Raw genomic sequence first — 15,366 nt, 5'->3', positions numbered from 1 at the left:
GGTTGGCACCTACCGGAAAACCTGATCGGCCGATCAGGCCAGGTTGAAGCCGGCGCTGCGTGCCAGGCCGTCGAAGTCCGGGAAGGAGGTGGCGACGTTGGCGATGTCGTTGATGCGCACTTCGCCGTCGCTGATCTGGCCGGCAATGGCAAACGCCATGGCAATACGGTGGTCACCGTGGCTTTCGATGGTGCCACTCCCCAGCCGAACGCCGCCGTGCAGGGTGGCGCCGTCTTCGGTCTCGTCCACCTGCATGCCCAGCGCACGCAGGCCGGTGGCCATCGCCGCAAGGCGGTCGGATTCCTTCACTCGCAGTTCGGCCGCACCGCTCACCACGGTCTGGCCCTCGGCGGCCGCGGCGGCCACGAACAGCGCCGGGAACTCGTCGATCATGTCCGGCACCAGTTCTTCCGGAATGCGTGCGCCCTTCAGCGGGGCGTAGCGCACCACCAGGTCGGCCACCGGTTCACCGCCCTGTTCTGCCGGGTTCTCTTCGCTGATGTCCGCACCCATCAGGCGCAGCGCATGCAGCAGGCCAGTGCGACGCGGATTCAGGCCGACCTGCTTCAGGCGCAGCTCGGAACCGGGAATGATGCTGGCGGCGACCAGGTAGAACGCGGCCGAAGAGAAATCGGCGGGTACCACGATATCCGTGGCGCGCAGGCGCTGGCCACCGCGCAGGCGGGCCTTGCCCGGCGAAAACGCGATGTCCACGCCGAATGCGGACAACATGCGCTCGGTGTAGTCGCGGGTCGGGTGCGGTTCGGTCACGCTGGTTTCGCCCTGCGCATACAGCCCGGCCAGCAGCACCGCCGACTTGACCTGCGCACTGGCCACCGGCGAGGCGAAATCGATGCCGTGCAGCGCTTGGCCACCATGCACGTGCAGCGGCGGCGTGCCGTCGTCCTGGGTGTCGATCCTTGCGCCCATCTGCGACAGCGGGCCGGTCACGCGGCGCATCGGTCGGCCGGACAGCGATTCATCGCCGATCAGCGTGCAGTCGAAGGCCTGGCCTGCCAGCAGGCCCGCCAGCAGGCGCATGCCGGTACCGGCATTGCCGCAGTCCAGCGGTGCCTGCGGTGCTTTCAGGCCGTCGATACCCACCCCATGCACGATGCGCTGCGACGGGCTGGGGGTTTCGATGCGCACCCCCAGCTGGCTGAAGATGCGCGCGGTGGCGCGGGTGTCTTCGCCTTCCAGGAAGCCTTCGATGTGCGAGGTGCCATCGGCCAGCGCGGCAAACATCACCGAGCGGTGCGAGACCGACTTGTCGCCGGGAATGGTCAGGCTGCCCTGCAGCGGCTGGCCCTTGCGGGCAATCCAGTGTTGCGCGTTGCTCATCGTTCGATCATTCCGTAAACACCGGCAGCGCCGGCGATGCATCAGGGAGCGGCGGCTGTTGCCGCCACAGCAGCACTCAGGGCACGGCCACCGGATAGGAGCCCAGCACCTTGATCTGCGCCGAGTGCGCTTCCAGTTCGGCCAGCGCGGCCTGCATCGGCGCGTCGTCGATATGGCCGGCCAGGTCGATGAAGAAGCCGTACTCCCACTTGCCGTGGTGTGACGGCCGCGACTCGATTCGGTTCATGCTGATGCCGTGGCGGGCGAACGGGCTGAGCACGTCGAACAGCGCACCGGGCTTGTCATGGATGAACACCAGCACCGAGGTGCGGTCGTGCCCGGAGGTCGGGAAAATGTTGCGACCCACCACCAGGAAGCGGGTGGTGTTGTCGGCATCGTTCTGGATCGGCTTGGTGACCACCTTCTTCAGGCCGTACACGTGGCCTGCACTCTCGCCGCCGATGGCCGCCGCGTCGTCGGCGTTGCGCGCACGACGCGCGCCTTCGGCGTTGCTCGACACCGGAATCTTCTCGGCCTTCGGCAGGTTGGCGCGCAGCCACGCCGAGGTCTGCATGAACGACTGCGGATGCGCGTAGATGCGCTCGATGTCCTCGATGCGGCCGCTGCGCGACATCAGGAACTGCTGCACGCGCAGTTCCACTTCGCCGCAGATCTTCAGGTTGGAGGTCAGGAACATGTCCAGGGTGATCTGGATGGTGCCCTGCCCCGAATTCTCCACCGGCACCACGCCGAAATCGGCGTTGCCCGCTTCCACTTCCTGGAACACCTCTTCGATGCTGGCCATCGGCAGGCCCAGCGCCGAGCGGCCGAAGTGCTTGAGCACGGCCTGCTGGCTGAAAGTACCTTCCGGGCCGAGGTAACCGATCTTCAGCGGCTCCTGCTGGGCCAGGCAGGCCGACATGATCTCGCGGTAGACGTGCACCAGCAGTTCATCGCTGAGCGGGCCTTCGTTGCGGTCCACCACCATGCGCAGCACCTGCGCTTCGCGCTCGGGGCGGTAGTAGTCGACGGCGGCGGCGAGCTTGCCCTTGGCCTTGCCGACCTGGTGGGCGAAGCGCGCGCGCTCGGCGATCAGGCTCTGGATGTCGCGGTCGATCTGGTCGATCTTCGAGCGCACATCGGCCAGCGCCAGCGGCGCCAGGGTGGGTGCCGGGTTCGAGGTGGCCTTGGCCTTGCCCTTCGCCTTGGTGGGCACGCTGTCCTTGGCCGGTTCGGCCTTCTTCGGCGCCTTCTTGCTGGATTTGCTGCTTGCCATCGGAATTCCTTGTTGCGGGGCACGCACCCGACGGTGCGCGCCGTTCATTGCTCAGCCGTGACGCTGCTGGAAATCGGCCATGAAGGCGACCAGCGCCTCGGCCCCGGCCAGCGGCATGGCGTTGTACAGCGAGGCACGGATGCCACCGACGACCTTGTGCCCCTTCAGCGCCAGCAGGCCAGCGGCCTTGGCCTCGGCCACGAAGCGGGCATCGAGATCGGCATCGGGCAGGAAGAACGGGATGTTCATCCGCGAACGGGCCGCGTGTGCAACCTCATTGCGGTAGAAGCCGCCGGAACCGTCGATGGCGCCGTACACCAGCGCGGCCTTGGCGGCATTGCGCCTGGCGAACTCGGCCACGCCGCCCTCGGCCAGCATCCACTTGAACACCAGGCCGGCCAGGTACCAGTTCCAGGTTGGCGGGGTATTGAGCATCGAATCGCGGGCGACATGCGAGCGGTAATCGAAGATGTCCGCGCGTGGCTGGCCACTGCGCTCGAGCAGGTCGCGGCGGATGATCATCACCGCGATGCCGACCGGGCCCAGGTTCTTCTGCGCGCCGGCATAGATCACGCCGTAGCGGCGCACGTCCAGCGGCTCGCTGGCGATGGACGAGCTGAAGTCGGCGATCAGCGGAACGTTGCCGGTGTCGGGCACATCACGGAACTCGACGCCGTGGATGGTCTCGTTGGCGGTGATGTGCACGTAGGCGGCATCGGGTGACAGCTGCCAGTCGGCGCGCGGCGGCAGCGTGCGATAGCCATCGGCCTCGCTGCTGGCGGCGATGTTGACGTCCACGTAGACACCGGCCTGCCTGACCGCGGTCTTGCCCCAGTGGCCACTGACCACGTAGTCGGCACGCTGGCCGGGGGCGGCGAAGTTCAGCGGGATCAACGCCTGCTGGGTGGTGGCACCACCGGACAGGAACAGCACCGCGTAGTCTTCGGGGATATCGAGCAGGCGACGCAGGTCGGCCTCGGCCTCGGCGGCCACGGACATGAATTCCGCGCCGCGATGGCTCATTTCCACGATCGAAGCGCCGGACCCGTGCCAGTCCAGCATTTCCGCCTGCGCCTGGCGCAGGACCGATTCCGGCAAGGTCGCAGGGCCGGCACTGAAGTTGAACGCGCGCGTCATGTCACACCTGTGGGGCAAGACCCCTAGTATGCCGCAGTGCACCAGCCTTGCGGCCTTGTGCGGCAAGGGAAATTTGGTTTCATCGGAATCCATCGGCAACGCGACCAGGTAGTGCCGGCCGCTGGCCGGCAACCTAACGGATTCGGGGCGGCGGTTGCCGGCCAGCGGCCGGCACTACCGTCAGCGCGCGCCGAACCAGAGCAGCAGGCTGAGCAGCGCGGCCAGCAGCAGCGCACTGACCAGCAGCCACGGCCAGCGCCGCACCCTGCGCGGCGCGGCCGGCAGCACCGGCGCCTGTTCCACGTCCTCGCCCGACTCGTCCTCGACCGGCAACGACCGTCGGCGCGGATCATGCGGCACTTCCAGCACGAAACGGTGCTGGCCATCGAACACCACCTGGTCGCCGGCCTGCAGCCAGCAATGGCGCACGGCCACGCCATTGACGCGGGTGCCGTCGGCACTGCCGAGATCGCGCAGCAGCACGCGTTCGCCGTGCACTTCCACGCGGGCATGCTGCTCGGCAAAAGCCGGGTCATCGATGGCGATGTCGGCCTCGTTGCCACGCCCGATCAGGCGGGCCCGCGACAGGGTGAAGCTGCGGCCATGATGGAGACCGCCGACACCGCGCAGCAGCCGCTGCTGCTCGTCGCTGCCATCTTCGGCTTTCGGCGCAGGCGCCTGCAGCAGGCTTTCGACCTCGCCCTGCAGGACCATCTCCACGCCATCCACATACACCGCATCGCCTGCACGCAGCAGGGCCATCCGGCGTACCGGGCGACCGTTGACGTGGACGCCGCGGATGCCGTTGCCGACCTGCAGCCAGAGGCCGCGATCATCCATGCAGAACTGGGCCAGCAGCAGTGCGCCGTGGCCAGGATCTCCGAGCCGCACGCTGCCGTTGGCCTGGCGCACGATGCGCTGCACCCCGGGCCGCAAGGGCTGGTCGGGCTGTTGTTGTTGACTGAAGTGAACAAGCAGGTTCTGCACGCGGCGCAGCCTAGCAGGTTGGTCGCCAACGAAGAAGAACCCACGATGAGTGCTTGGCGCGGCGGCCCTTGATGCGCACAATGCTTGCCCTCTTCGACCATCCCCGCCCTGCGCCAGGAGCCTGCATGTCCACCATCGATGTCCGCCACGCCCACGCCCTGCCCGATGCACAGGCGCGCGCCGCGATCGAACAGGTCGCTGCCAAGCTGTCCGAGCGCTTTGGCCTGAAGTCGTCCTGGACCGCCGACGTACTGAACTTCTCCGGCAGCGGCGTGGACGGTGCGATCGAACTGCAGCCGGGTGCCGTGCGCGTAACCGCCAAGCTGGGCTTCCTGCTGTCGGCGATGAAGGGCATGGTCGAAGGCGAGATCCAGCGCGTGCTGAAGGAAAAGCTGGGCTGAACTCTGGCGGCGGCCGTCACGGCCGTGCAACGCCGGTGCGCGCTACTCTCGGGGGCAGGCCCAACTCCCACGGGAAGTGCGATGAACCACTACGAGAACGACGACCGCCGCAACGACGATGCCTCTTTCAGTGACCAGGCCGAGCGCTTCTCGCGCAAGCTGAGCGATTCGGCCCAGCAGGTCTGGCTGGCCGGGTTGGGTGCGCTGGGTCGCGCCCAGGCCGAGGGCAGCCGCTTCTTCGACGGCCTGGTGAAGGAAGGCGAAGCCTGGGAAGCCCGCCGCCGTGAACGCAACGGCGACCAGGGCCCGGGCTGGCGTGACAATGTCGAGACCTCGCTGGACGAGGCCCGCGAGAAGGCCTCCGGCACCTGGAACAAGGTCGAGAAGGCCTTCGATGACCAGGTGCAGGGCGTACTCAAGCGCCTGCATGTACCCACCGCCGACGAAGTGACCGCGCTGGAGGCGCGCATTGATGCCCTGCACGCGCGCTTGGCCAAGCTGGAAAACCGCGCCGCGTCCGGTACCGATGCCCCTGCTCCGGGCAGCCATCAGTCACCGGACAGGGTGCCCTGACCACGATTGTTGCAATGCAATAAAAATTGATTGAAAATCGCGAGCAACCCGCCAATCGCTTCGGCTGCCGTTTGTTCCCTCCCCTCACGGCTTCAGGATTGGCGGGTTTTTCGTGCCCGCTGTACGCCGATCTGCGCGCTCCATCACGCTTTCTGTCAGGAACATCCTGACCCGGCCAGGCACCGCGACCTTTACACTGTCGTTCTCCGCTTTCGCCCCTTCCGCCCTACTCCTGCATGCTCCCCTGGATCCTGGCCCTGCTGTCGGCCCTGCTTAGCTGTTTCCTGGCCGTTATCTATCTGTGGTGGGTCAAGCGGCGGCAGAAGGAGATGCAACTCGGCCTGCAGGCCCTGGCGGGCATGCATTGGCGCGAATTCTCCGTTCTGGTCAAGCGCATGCTGCGCGAACAGCGCGGCCTGCGTGAACTGATCGATCCGGCGGAAGAAGCCCGCGAGCCAAGCAGCGATTTCATGCTCAGCGATGGCCCCAACCACTGGCTGGTGTCGTGCAAGCATGGCCTGGCCTACCGCATCGGCACCGCCGCAGTGAACGAGCTGGGTGCGGCCGCGCGCCTGGCCGGCGCCAAGGGCGGCGTGCTGCTGACCGAAGGCCGCATCGAGCGCGACGGCCGCAGCGCCGCCGAGAAGCAGGCGGTTGAAGTGCTGGACGGCCCGCGCCTGTGGCCATTGCTGCAGCCTTACCTGCCCGGCGACATCGAAGCGCGCGTGCGCGCCAGCGCCCGGCACGAAGCGCTGCGCCGCATCGCCATCGCCGCACTGGGTTCGGCAACGCTGGGGCTGCTGGTTGGCCTGGGCCTGCAGGGCCTGCGTGTGGAAGAGGCCGCGCCGGTTGCTGCAGCGTCGGTGGTGGCGACGCCTTCAACCGCGCCTGCGGCGGAACCTGCTGGCACCGCGGCAGTGCTCCCGGCCGCCTCTTCACCCGCGGCTGCCGTCGCCCCGGCGGCCGACCCGCGCAGCAACCCCAATCCGGATGCAGCCACGCTGGATCGCTACCAGGCCGATCTGGCCCGCGCCCTGGCCGGCAAGCCCGGCATCGCCAGCGGTGTCTGGCTGACCCGGCAGACGCTGGCGATCAACCGCACCGGTGAACTGGAAAAGGTCTGGCCGCAGGTCTGTGAGGAAGTGCTGCACTACCCTGCCCTGCGCAACGTGCGCATCCAGCTCAATGCCCGCCCTGGCGTGGATGAGCCGGTGCGCTGGCGGCAGTGCGCCACGTATTGATGGGGACCAACAGCCACGCATGGCGTGGACCTACTGAATCCCGACACACGAATCTCTGGTAGATCCACGCCATGCGTGGATGCCTTTGCAGAGTCGAGCCACGCTCGACTCATCACGCAACGCGCGAACAGCAGCCGACCATGGGCTGGGCTCTACAGGGCGCCCGCTCAGCCCAATGCTGCGAGATGGGCGATGTAACTGGAGCGGGATTCGCCGGCCGCCCTGGCCTGCGCATCCAGCCTGGCCAGGATGCGACGCGGCAGGCTGATGTTGACCCGTTCGATGGTGTCGTCCAGCAGAGATGGATCAATGCAGATGTAGGCAAGAATCCAGGCCGTACCACTGGGAGCCTCGGCGACGATCTTCTGTGGCGCAGAAGGACTGGGAATCGAGCGCCCCTCATCCAGGGCCGCATCGATCCAGGCAAGCGCAGACTCCTCGGCCGCGCTGAGTGCATCGTCAAGCGTGTCGGCTGCCGAGAAGCACCCCGGCAGATCGGGAACGATGACCCCCCACGCGGTGCGTTCATCGCCGGCCTCAATCAAGACTGGATAGCGCATGGGACCTCCTACGTCAGTCCTGCGAGCTTCCGCAACGCCTGAACCAACCCCTTGCCCAGATCCTTTCTGGGGTGAGGCACGGTGATGATGCGAGGCCACTGCGGGTGCACGAATACATGATGGGATCCGCGAATCCTGCAACAGGTCCAACCTGCCGCCTCCAGATCCCGGATGAGGTCCCTGCTCTTCATGCAGGGACGATACACATCGTACACACGCACCAACAGAGTTCAAGACGACAGCCGTACCGGACCAGTAGATCCACGCCATGCGTGGATGGAATCCCTAGCGAGCGCCCGGCGCGAAGCGCGCAACCAGGTCCCAGGCATCCCCCAGGAACACCTGCCGCACGCGGGTGATCGGCTGTTCACCGCGCCAGGTCAGGCGCTCGATCACCAGGCAGGCGGTGCCCGGTTTCACGTCCAGCAGCCTGGCCGTGGCGGTGTCCGCACCCCAGGCACTGATGCGATGCTGCGCGCGCGTCCAGGACACGTTCTGCAGCAACCAGCTGCCCGGCGCGGTGGTACTGAAATCGACTTCCAGCACCTCGGGCACCCCCACCGGGCTGATCAGCCGATGCTCCAGCGCCAGCGGACGGCCATCGGCCAGGTGCAGGCAGCGCATCGCCAGCAGCTTCTCGCTGCCGGCCAGCTCCACTTCACCGGCATTGCCGGCGTCGGCCAGGCGCAGCTCGCGCTGCAGCAGGCGGTACGCGTACTGATGGCCGCGCGAACCGACCTCCATCGCGATATCGGGAATCTCCAGCGCTACCTGCTCCAGGTGCGGCGGCTGACGCGCCACGAATGAACCCGCACGACGGCGGCGCTCGATCATGCCGCTCTCGGCCAGCGCGGTCAGCACCTTGTTCACCGTCATTCGCGAGCAGCCGTACTGCTCCATCAGCTCGTGCTCGTAGGGAATACGGAAGCCCGGCGCCCACTCCCCACTGAGGATGCGGCTTTCCAGATCGCTGCGGATACGCTGGTTGAGCGTGGCGGACTTGCTGGCCTTCACGTAATGGGATCCCGGTGGCGGAGACGATCAGCCCAGCACGCCCTTCAGGGCGGCGGCGAAGGCGGTGGTGATCGCCTCGCGCTGCAGGTGGCGGCCGTCGGCCACGCACTGGCGGCCATGCCGCCAGACCGATCGCAGCGCGCCATTACGTGCGGCGAACACCCAGCTGTCAAGCCATGCGTCTTCCTGTCGCGCCTGCAGCGCCGGGTGCGCGGCGTCCAGTTCGACCAGGTCGGCACTGGCACCGACCTGCAGGCCAGCGGCCACGCCCAGGGCCTGTGCGCCACCGAGCAGGGCGCCTTCAAACAGGAAGCGGCCGGTGCTGCGGGTGGCATCCGGCGCCAGCACGTTGCGACCGCGCAGGGTCAGGCGCTGGCCGTATTCGAGCAGGCGCAGCTCTTCGGCCGCGTTGATCAGCACATTGGAATCGGAGCCGATGCCGAAGCGCCCGCCCTCGCGCGCAAAGGCCTGCATCGGGAACAGGCCGTCGCCCAGGTTGGCTTCGGTGATCGGGCACAGGCCGGCCACAGCCTGGCTGGCGACGATGGCCGCGCGCTCGTCATCGGTGATGTGGGTAGCATGCACCAGGCACCAGCGCGCATCGACCGGTGCATGGTCGTACAGCCACTGCACCGGGCGCTGGCCGCTCCAGGCCAGGCAGGCCTCGACTTCACGCACCTGCTCGGCGATATGGATGTGCACCGGGCCGTCGGTCAACGGCAGCAACGCGCCCAGTTCCTCGCCGGTGACCGCACGCAGGCTGTGCGGTGCAATGCCGAGCACCGCATCGGGCAGCGCGGCCAACGCCGGCTTGGCGGCGTCCAGCAGCTGCGCGAAACCGTCCACGTCGTGGATCAGGCGGCGCTGCGCCGGATTCGGCGGCGCGCCACCGAAATCGGCATGCGCGTAGAACACCGGCAGCAGGGTCAGGCCGATGCCGGTCTGATCGGCCGCAGCGGCAATCCGCGCGCTCATCTCGGCGCGGTTGGCATAGGCATGGCCCTCGGCGTCGTGGTGCAGGTAATGGAATTCGCCGACGCGGGTGAAGCCGCTTTCCAGCATTTCCATGTAGGCCTGGGCGGCGATGGCCTGCACCGCATCCGGGCGCAGATGGGCCAGGAAGCGGTACATCAGCTCGCGCCAGCTCCAGAAGCTGTCGCCGTCACCGCCGCCGATCTCGGTCAGGCCGGCCATGCCGCGCTGGAAGGCGTGGCTGTGCAGGTTGGGCAGGCCCGGCACCAGGATGCCGACGCGGGTGTCACCGCCCTGCGCGGCCTGCCCCTTGCTGATTGCCGTGATGCGGCCGTCCCGCACCTGCAGGCGGACATCGCGGGCCCAGCCCTCGGCCAGCAGGGCGTGGGTAGCATGGAAACTGAGCAGGGAACGCGAATCGGACATGGCTGGACAACCCGAAATGGACGCCTATATTGTATAGACATATAAGCACAGCCGCGTTGTGGATGCCATGCACGTCGATACCCTCTGGTCCAACGTCCACCTGATCACCCTCGATGGCGAGGGCCTGGGTGTCATCCGCGATGGCGTACTGGCCTGCGCCGAGGGCCGCATCGTCCACGTCGGCGCTGCCGGCAGCGATGCGCACCTGCAGCCGACCACCCGCATCGACGGTGAAGGCCGCTGGATCTCGCCGGGCCTGATCGACTGCCACACCCACCTGGTCTACGCCGGCAACCGCGCCAACGAATTCGAGCAGCGCCTGCAGGGCGTCAGCTATGCCGAGATCGCCCGTGCCGGCGGCGGCATCGTCTCCACCGTGCGCGCCACCCGCGCTGCCACCCCGGAACAGCTGGCCGCCGAAAGCCGGCCGCGCCTGCTGGCGATGCGCGCCGAAGGCGTGACCACGATCGAAATCAAGTCCGGCTACGGCCTCACCCTGCCCGACGAGCGCAAGCAGCTGCAGGTGGCGAGTGCACTGGGCGAGGAATGCCGGGTCAACGTGGTGACCACCTTCCTCGGCGCACACGCGACTCCGCCGGGCCGCGAGGCACAGGAATACGTCGACGAGGTGTGCGAGGTAATGATTCCGGCCATTGCTGCCGAAGGCCTGGCCGAAGCGGTGGACGTGTTCTGCGAGAACATCGCGTTCTCGCCCGCGCAGGCGCGGCAGGTGTTCGAGGCCGCCCGCGCGAACGGACTGGCGGTGAAGATCCATGCCGAACAGCTGAGCAACCAGCACGGTGCCGAGCTGGCGGCCAGCTTCGGTGCACTGTCGGCCGACCATATCGAACATCTGGACGATGCCGGGATCGCCGCGATGGCCGCTGCCGGTACCGTCGCCGTGCTGCTGCCCGGTGCTTTCTATTTCACCCGCGATACCACCCTGCCGCCGATCGCCGCGCTGCGTGCGGCCGGCGTGCCGCTGGCGCTGGCCACCGACAGCAATCCGGGCACCTCGCCGCTGACCAGCCCGCTGCTGGCGATGAACATGGGCGCGACCCTGTTCCGCCTGACCGTGGACGAGTGCATCGCCGGCTTCACCCGTGAAGCAGCGCGCGCGCTCGGCCATGGTGAGCGCATCGGCCGCCTCGCCGTCGGCATGGACTGTGACCTGGCGATCTGGGACATCGACGCCCCTGCCGACCTGGTCTATCGCATTGGATTCAACCCGCTGCACGCGCGCGTGGTGCGCGGCCAGCCCGACCTGCCTGCCTCCTGGAGCAACACATGAGCAACACCCTGGTTCTTCGCCCCGGCCATGTCACTCTCGCCCAATGGCGGCAGGTCTATCGCGGTGCGCCGCTTGCACTGGACCCGGCCGCGCTGCCGGTGGTGCGCGCCAGTGCCGCAGCCGTCGCCGCCATCGTCGCCAAAGGCGCACCGGTGTATGGCATCAACACCGGCTTCGGCAAGCTGGCCAGCGTGCGCATCGAGCGCGAAGACCTGGCCACCCTGCAGCGGAACATCGTGCTCTCGCATGCCGCCGGGGTGGGCGAGCCGATGCCGGCCAGCGTGGTGCGGTTGATGATGGCGCTGAAGCTGGTCAGCCTGGCGCAGGGCGCATCGGGCATTCGCGAGGAAACCCTGCTGCTGCTCGAAGCGATGCTGGTCAAGGGCGTATTGCCCGTGGTGCCGGCACAAGGCTCGGTGGGTGCCTCGGGCGATCTGGCGCCGCTCTCGCACCTGGCCAGCGTGATGCTGGGCGTGGGCGAAGCCTTCATCGATGGCGAGCGCCTGCCGGCGGTCGATGCCCTGGCACGTGCCGGCCTGCAGCCGATCGAACTGGGAGCGAAGGAAGGCCTTGCGCTGCTCAATGGCACGCAGTTCTCCACCGCCTACGCGCTGGCCGGCCTGTTTGAGATCGAGACCGTGTTCCAGGCCGCACTGGTCACCGGCGCGCTGTCGGTGGAAGCGGCCAAGGGCTCGGACACGCCGTTCGACCCGCGCATCCACGCCATCCGCGGCCAGCGCGGGCAGATCGCCACCGCCGCGACGCTGCGCACGCTGATGCAGGGCTCGGAGATCCGCGAATCGCACCGTGACAACGACGTGCGCGTGCAGGACCCGTACTGCCTGCGCTGCCAGCCGCAGGTGATGGGCGCGGCGCTGGACATCCTGCGCCAGGCCGCGACCACGCTGGAAATCGAAGCCAACGGCGTCTCCGACAATCCGCTGGTGTTCACCGACACCGGCGAAGCACTGTCCGGCGGCAACTTCCACGCCGAGCCGGTCGCCTTCGCCGCCGACATGCTGGCGATGGCGGTGTGCGAGATCGGCTCGATCAGCGAGCGCCGCCTGGCGATGCTGGTGGACCCGGCGCTGTCCGGCCTGCCGGCGTTCCTGACCCCGCGCCCGGGCCTGAATTCCGGCTTCATGATTCCGCAGGTGACCGCGGCTGCACTGGTCTCGGAAAACAAGCAGCGCGCCTACCCGGCCAGCGTTGATTCAATCCCGACCTCGGCCAACCAGGAAGACCATGTGTCGATGGCCGCGCACGGCGCACGCCGCCTGATGCAGATGGCCGAGAACGCCGCCAACGTGATCGGTATCGAACTGCTGGCCGCAGCACAGGGCTGCGACTTCCACGCCCCGCTGCGCTCCAGTGCCGCGCTGGAAAGCGTGCGCGCCAGCCTGCGTGCGCAGGTGCCGACACTGGAAGAAGACCGCTACTTCCATCCGGACATGGTGACCGCCACGAATCTGGTGCGCAGCGGTGCGCTGGCGCAGGGCCTGGGCGATCTGTTGCCGACCGTGGAACCGCAGGCATGACGACCCTTCCCGAATGGCTGACGGTCCATGAGGGCGATGCCCCGTTGATCGTCAGCTTCCCGCATACCGGCAGCGAGCTGCCGCATGAACTGATGGGCGACTACCACTCGCCGTGGCTGGCCCGTCGTGACGCCGATTGGTGGGTGCACGATCTGTACGACTTCGTGCGTGGCATGGGCGCGACCACGGTGCGCTCGGCAATCTCGCGTTCGGTGATCGACCTCAACCGCGATCCCAGCGGCGTGTCGCTGTACCCGGGCCAGAACACCACCGGCCTGTGCCCGCTGACGACCTTCGACAACCAGCCGCTGTACCACGCCGGGCGCGAACCGGACGACGCAGAAATCGCCCGTCGCCGCGACACGTATTTCCTGCCTTACCACGATGCGCTGGCTTCGCAGATCACGCGCCTGCGTGCACGCCACGGCACCGTGGTGGTGTACGACGCGCACTCGATCCGCTCACACATCCCGCATCTGTTCGACGGGGAGCTGCCGCAGTTCAACCTGGGCACCGCTGGCCCGTCCGGCGCACCTGACACGTCCTGCGACAACGCCTTGAGCGACGTGGTGGAGAACCTGCTGAAGATCAGTGGCATGAGCCAGGTGCGCAACGGCCGTTTCAAGGGTGGCTGGATCACCCGCCACTACAGCAACATCGCCGGCGGTGTGCACAGCCTGCAGATGGAGCTGGCCTGCCGCGGCTACATGCACGAACCCCTGCCGGATCAGGTGGACGAACACAGCTGGCCCACGCCGCTCGACCCCGACCACGCCGCACCGCTGCGCCACACCCTGGCGCAGGTGCTCAATGCCTGCCTTGAATTCGCTACGAACCGGAGCGCCGCATGACCCGCAACGACCCGTCCCGCACCATCGCCGCGCCGACCGGCACCACGCTCAACGCCAAGAGCTGGCTGACCGAAGCGCCGCTGCGCATGCTGATGAACAACCTGCACCCCGATGTGGCCGAGCGCCCGCAGGAACTGGTGGTGTACGGCGGCATCGGCCGCGCCGCACGCGACTGGGAGAGCTTCGATGCCATCGTCGAAACGCTCAAGCGCCTGGACGACGACCAGACCCTGCTGGTGCAGTCGGGCAAGCCGGTGGGCGTGTTCCGCACCCACGCCGATGCGCCGCGCGTGCTGATCGCCAATTCCAACCTGGTACCGCGCTGGGCCAACTGGGACCACTTCAACGAGCTGGATAGGAAGGGCCTGGCCATGTACGGCCAGATGACCGCAGGCAGCTGGATCTACATCGGCGCGCAGGGCATCGTGCAGGGCACCTACGAGACCTTCGTGGAGATGGGGCGCCAGCATTTCGGTGGCGACCTGACCGGGAAGTGGCTGTTCACCGGTGGCCTCGGCGGCATGGGCGGCGCACAGCCGCTGGCCGCCGTGATGGCCGGCGCCTCCTGCCTGGCCGTCGAGTGCCGCAAGAGCAGCATCGACATGCGCCTGCGCACCGGCTACCTGGACACCTGGACCGACAACCTGGACGAAGCGCTGCGCCTGATCGATGAAGCCTGCAAGGCCGGCACGCCGAAGTCGGTGGGCCTGCTCGGCAACGTCGCCGACGTGCTGGCCGAACTGCTCAAGCGCGGCGTGAAGCCGGACCTGCTGACCGACCAGACCTCCGCGCACGACCCGGTGAACGGCTACCTGCCGCAGGGCTGGACCGTCGAGCAATGGGACGAAAAGCGCGTGTCCGCGCCGAAGGAAGTGGAGAAAGCAGCGCGCGCGTCGATGGCCAACCATATCCGCGCCATGCTCGGCTTCCACGCACTCGGCGTGCCGACCGTGGACTACGGCAACAACCTGCGGCAGATGGCGCTGGAAGAAGGCGTGGAGAACGCGTTCGACTTCCCCGGCTTCGTGCCGGCCTACATCCGCCCGCTGTTCTGCCGCGGCATCGGCCCGTTCCGCTGGGCGGCACTGAGTGGCGACCCGGAAGACATCGCCAAGACCGATGCCAAGGTGAAGGAACTGATTCCGGACAATCCCCACCTGCACCGCTGGCTGGACATGGCCGCCGAGAAGATCAAGTTCCAGGGCCTGCCGGCGCGCATCTGCTGGGTCGGCCTGGGTGATCGCGATCGACTCGGACTGGCGTTCAACGAGATGGTCGCCAACGGCGAACTGAAGGCGCCGGTGGTGATCGGACGTGACCACCTGGACAGCGGCAGCGTGGCCTCGCCAAACCGCGAAACCGAAGCGATGGCCGATGGCTCCGACGCGGTGTCCGACTGGCCGCTGCTGAACGCCCTGCTCAACACCGCCAGCGGCGCGACCTGGGTCTCGCTGCACCATGGCGGCGGCGTGGGCATGGGCTTCTCCCAGCATGCCGGCATGGTGATCGTCTGCGACGGTACCGAGGCAGCGGCGAAGCGGATTGGCCGCGTGCTGTGGAACGACCCGGCCACCGGCGTCATGCGCCACGCCGATGCGGGGTATGACATCGCGATCGACTGCGCGAAGGAAAAGGGACTGGATCTACCGGGGATCCTAGGCTGATCGCAGGGGGGCGGCCCGGCGGCCCCCACTACCCGGAAACACCTGTAGAGCCGAGCCATGCTCGGCTCATTTTTCCGGGTGCATGATGCCTGGC

Annotated in this window: 15 protein-coding genes; 7 read left to right on the top strand and 8 right to left on the bottom strand. The window is 67.7% G+C overall.

All coding sequences use genetic code 11. From position 1 onward, the window contains the following. Window positions 1–33 precede the first annotated feature (33 nt). The 4 genes from aroA to ACM0O9_RS03365 form a co-directional block, all read right to left on the bottom strand. Window positions 34–1,341: a 3-phosphoshikimate 1-carboxyvinyltransferase gene (gene aroA, locus ACM0O9_RS03380; RefSeq protein WP_005417295.1), complete on the bottom strand. Its 1,308-nt coding sequence runs from the start codon at window positions 1,339–1,341 to the stop codon at window positions 34–36. A gap of 76 nt (window positions 1,342–1,417) precedes the next feature. Then, window positions 1,418–2,617, bottom strand: coding sequence for a prephenate dehydratase (gene pheA / locus ACM0O9_RS03375; RefSeq protein ID WP_049414995.1), 1,200 nt, complete (start codon window positions 2,615–2,617; stop codon window positions 1,418–1,420). A 51-nt stretch (window positions 2,618–2,668) separates the two neighbouring features. Next, window positions 2,669–3,754 carry a 3-phosphoserine/phosphohydroxythreonine transaminase gene (gene serC / locus ACM0O9_RS03370; protein WP_005417298.1) on the bottom strand — a complete coding sequence of 362 codons (1,086 nt, stop codon included), beginning with the start codon at window positions 3,752–3,754 and terminating at the stop codon, window positions 2,669–2,671. A 180-nt stretch (window positions 3,755–3,934) separates the two neighbouring features. Beyond that, on the bottom strand, window positions 3,935–4,741 hold the full coding sequence (locus ACM0O9_RS03365; protein ID WP_032954286.1) for an FHA domain-containing protein: 807 nt from the start codon (window positions 4,739–4,741) through the stop codon (window positions 3,935–3,937). A gap of 125 nt (window positions 4,742–4,866) precedes the next feature. On the opposite strand from ACM0O9_RS03365, the gene ACM0O9_RS03360 reads away from it, so the two are divergent. From ACM0O9_RS03360 to ACM0O9_RS03350, 3 genes are all read left to right on the top strand, one after another. Beyond that, window positions 4,867–5,142 carry a polyhydroxyalkanoic acid system family protein gene (locus ACM0O9_RS03360; RefSeq protein ID WP_005417302.1) on the top strand — a complete coding sequence of 92 codons (276 nt, stop codon included), beginning with the start codon at window positions 4,867–4,869 and terminating at the stop codon, window positions 5,140–5,142. Window positions 5,143–5,223: 81 nt separating this feature from the next. Then, entirely contained in the window at window positions 5,224–5,715 is a 492-nt protein-coding gene (locus ACM0O9_RS03355; RefSeq protein ID WP_414603789.1) for a phasin family protein, read from the top strand. A gap of 236 nt (window positions 5,716–5,951) precedes the next feature. Further along, entirely contained in the window at window positions 5,952–6,956 is a 1,005-nt protein-coding gene (locus tag ACM0O9_RS03350; protein ID WP_065186168.1) for a restriction endonuclease, read from the top strand. 167 nt (window positions 6,957–7,123) lie between these two features. Here ACM0O9_RS03350 and ACM0O9_RS03345 read toward each other — a convergent pair whose 3' ends face one another. The 4 genes from ACM0O9_RS03345 to ACM0O9_RS03330 all read right to left on the bottom strand — a co-directional run bounded on the left by ACM0O9_RS03345 (window position 7,124) and on the right by ACM0O9_RS03330 (window position 9,928). Further along, window positions 7,124–7,516 (bottom strand): type II toxin-antitoxin system HicB family antitoxin, encoded by a 393-nt coding sequence (locus tag ACM0O9_RS03345; protein WP_005417308.1) that lies wholly within the window; start codon window positions 7,514–7,516, stop codon window positions 7,124–7,126. An 8-nt stretch (window positions 7,517–7,524) separates the two neighbouring features. Beyond that, window positions 7,525–7,707 (bottom strand): type II toxin-antitoxin system HicA family toxin, encoded by a 183-nt coding sequence (locus ACM0O9_RS03340; protein WP_081280897.1) that lies wholly within the window; start codon window positions 7,705–7,707, stop codon window positions 7,525–7,527. Between the two features lie 94 nt (window positions 7,708–7,801). Further along, on the bottom strand, window positions 7,802–8,530 hold the full coding sequence (gene hutC, locus ACM0O9_RS03335) for a histidine utilization transcriptional repressor HutC (protein WP_005417312.1): 729 nt from the start codon (window positions 8,528–8,530) through the stop codon (window positions 7,802–7,804). Between the two features lie 27 nt (window positions 8,531–8,557). After that, window positions 8,558–9,928: a formimidoylglutamate deiminase gene (locus tag ACM0O9_RS03330; protein ID WP_414603788.1), complete on the bottom strand. Its 1,371-nt coding sequence runs from the start codon at window positions 9,926–9,928 to the stop codon at window positions 8,558–8,560. 67 nt (window positions 9,929–9,995) lie between these two features. On the opposite strand from ACM0O9_RS03330, the gene hutI reads away from it, so the two are divergent. From hutI to hutU, 4 genes are read left to right on the top strand one after another with little or no spacing between them, the layout of a single operon-like run. Then, entirely contained in the window at window positions 9,996–11,219 is a 1,224-nt protein-coding gene (gene hutI / locus ACM0O9_RS03325) for an imidazolonepropionase (protein ID WP_065178663.1), read from the top strand. Continuing rightward, a complete protein-coding gene (gene hutH / locus ACM0O9_RS03320; RefSeq protein ID WP_065186170.1) occupies window positions 11,216–12,757 on the top strand; it encodes a histidine ammonia-lyase in 1,542 nt (513 codons plus the stop codon). The genes hutI and hutH overlap by 4 nt, the downstream gene beginning before the upstream one ends. Further along, entirely contained in the window at window positions 12,754–13,608 is an 855-nt protein-coding gene (hutG, locus tag ACM0O9_RS03315; protein WP_065186171.1) for an N-formylglutamate deformylase, read from the top strand. The genes hutH and hutG overlap by 4 nt, the downstream gene beginning before the upstream one ends. Then, window positions 13,605–15,272, top strand: coding sequence for a urocanate hydratase (hutU, locus tag ACM0O9_RS03310; RefSeq protein WP_065186172.1), 1,668 nt, complete (start codon window positions 13,605–13,607; stop codon window positions 15,270–15,272). Before hutG ends, hutU begins: the two co-directional genes overlap by 4 nt. The last annotated feature ends 94 nt before the right edge of the window (window positions 15,273–15,366 follow it).

The organism is Stenotrophomonas sp. FR012, from assembly GCF_047520565.2.
GTDB classification, from domain to species: domain Bacteria; phylum Pseudomonadota; class Gammaproteobacteria; order Xanthomonadales; family Xanthomonadaceae; genus Stenotrophomonas; species Stenotrophomonas sepilia.
This window is presented reverse-complemented; position numbering and strand designations above follow the sequence as displayed.

Coding starts and splice junctions, on each gene's coding strand:
- aroA (WP_005417295.1), bottom strand. CDS start 1,341: ATGAGCAACGCGCAACACTGGATTGCCCGCAAGGGCCAGCCGCTGCAG.
- pheA (WP_049414995.1), bottom strand. CDS start 2,617: ATGGCAAGCAGCAAATCCAGCAAGAAGGCGCCGAAGAAGGCCGAACCG.
- serC (WP_005417298.1), bottom strand. CDS start 3,754: ATGACGCGCGCGTTCAACTTCAGTGCCGGCCCTGCGACCTTGCCGGAA.
- ACM0O9_RS03360 (WP_005417302.1), top strand. CDS start 4,867: ATGTCCACCATCGATGTCCGCCACGCCCACGCCCTGCCCGATGCACAG.
- ACM0O9_RS03355 (WP_414603789.1), top strand. CDS start 5,224: ATGAACCACTACGAGAACGACGACCGCCGCAACGACGATGCCTCTTTC.
- ACM0O9_RS03350 (WP_065186168.1), top strand. CDS start 5,952: ATGCTCCCCTGGATCCTGGCCCTGCTGTCGGCCCTGCTTAGCTGTTTC.
- ACM0O9_RS03345 (WP_005417308.1), bottom strand. CDS start 7,516: ATGCGCTATCCAGTCTTGATTGAGGCCGGCGATGAACGCACCGCGTGG.
- ACM0O9_RS03340 (WP_081280897.1), bottom strand. CDS start 7,707: ATGAAGAGCAGGGACCTCATCCGGGATCTGGAGGCGGCAGGTTGGACC.
- ACM0O9_RS03330 (WP_414603788.1), bottom strand. CDS start 9,928: ATGTCCGATTCGCGTTCCCTGCTCAGTTTCCATGCTACCCACGCCCTG.
- hutI (WP_065178663.1), top strand. CDS start 9,996: ATGCACGTCGATACCCTCTGGTCCAACGTCCACCTGATCACCCTCGAT.
- hutH (WP_065186170.1), top strand. CDS start 11,216: ATGAGCAACACCCTGGTTCTTCGCCCCGGCCATGTCACTCTCGCCCAA.
- hutG (WP_065186171.1), top strand. CDS start 12,754: ATGACGACCCTTCCCGAATGGCTGACGGTCCATGAGGGCGATGCCCCG.
- hutU (WP_065186172.1), top strand. CDS start 13,605: ATGACCCGCAACGACCCGTCCCGCACCATCGCCGCGCCGACCGGCACC.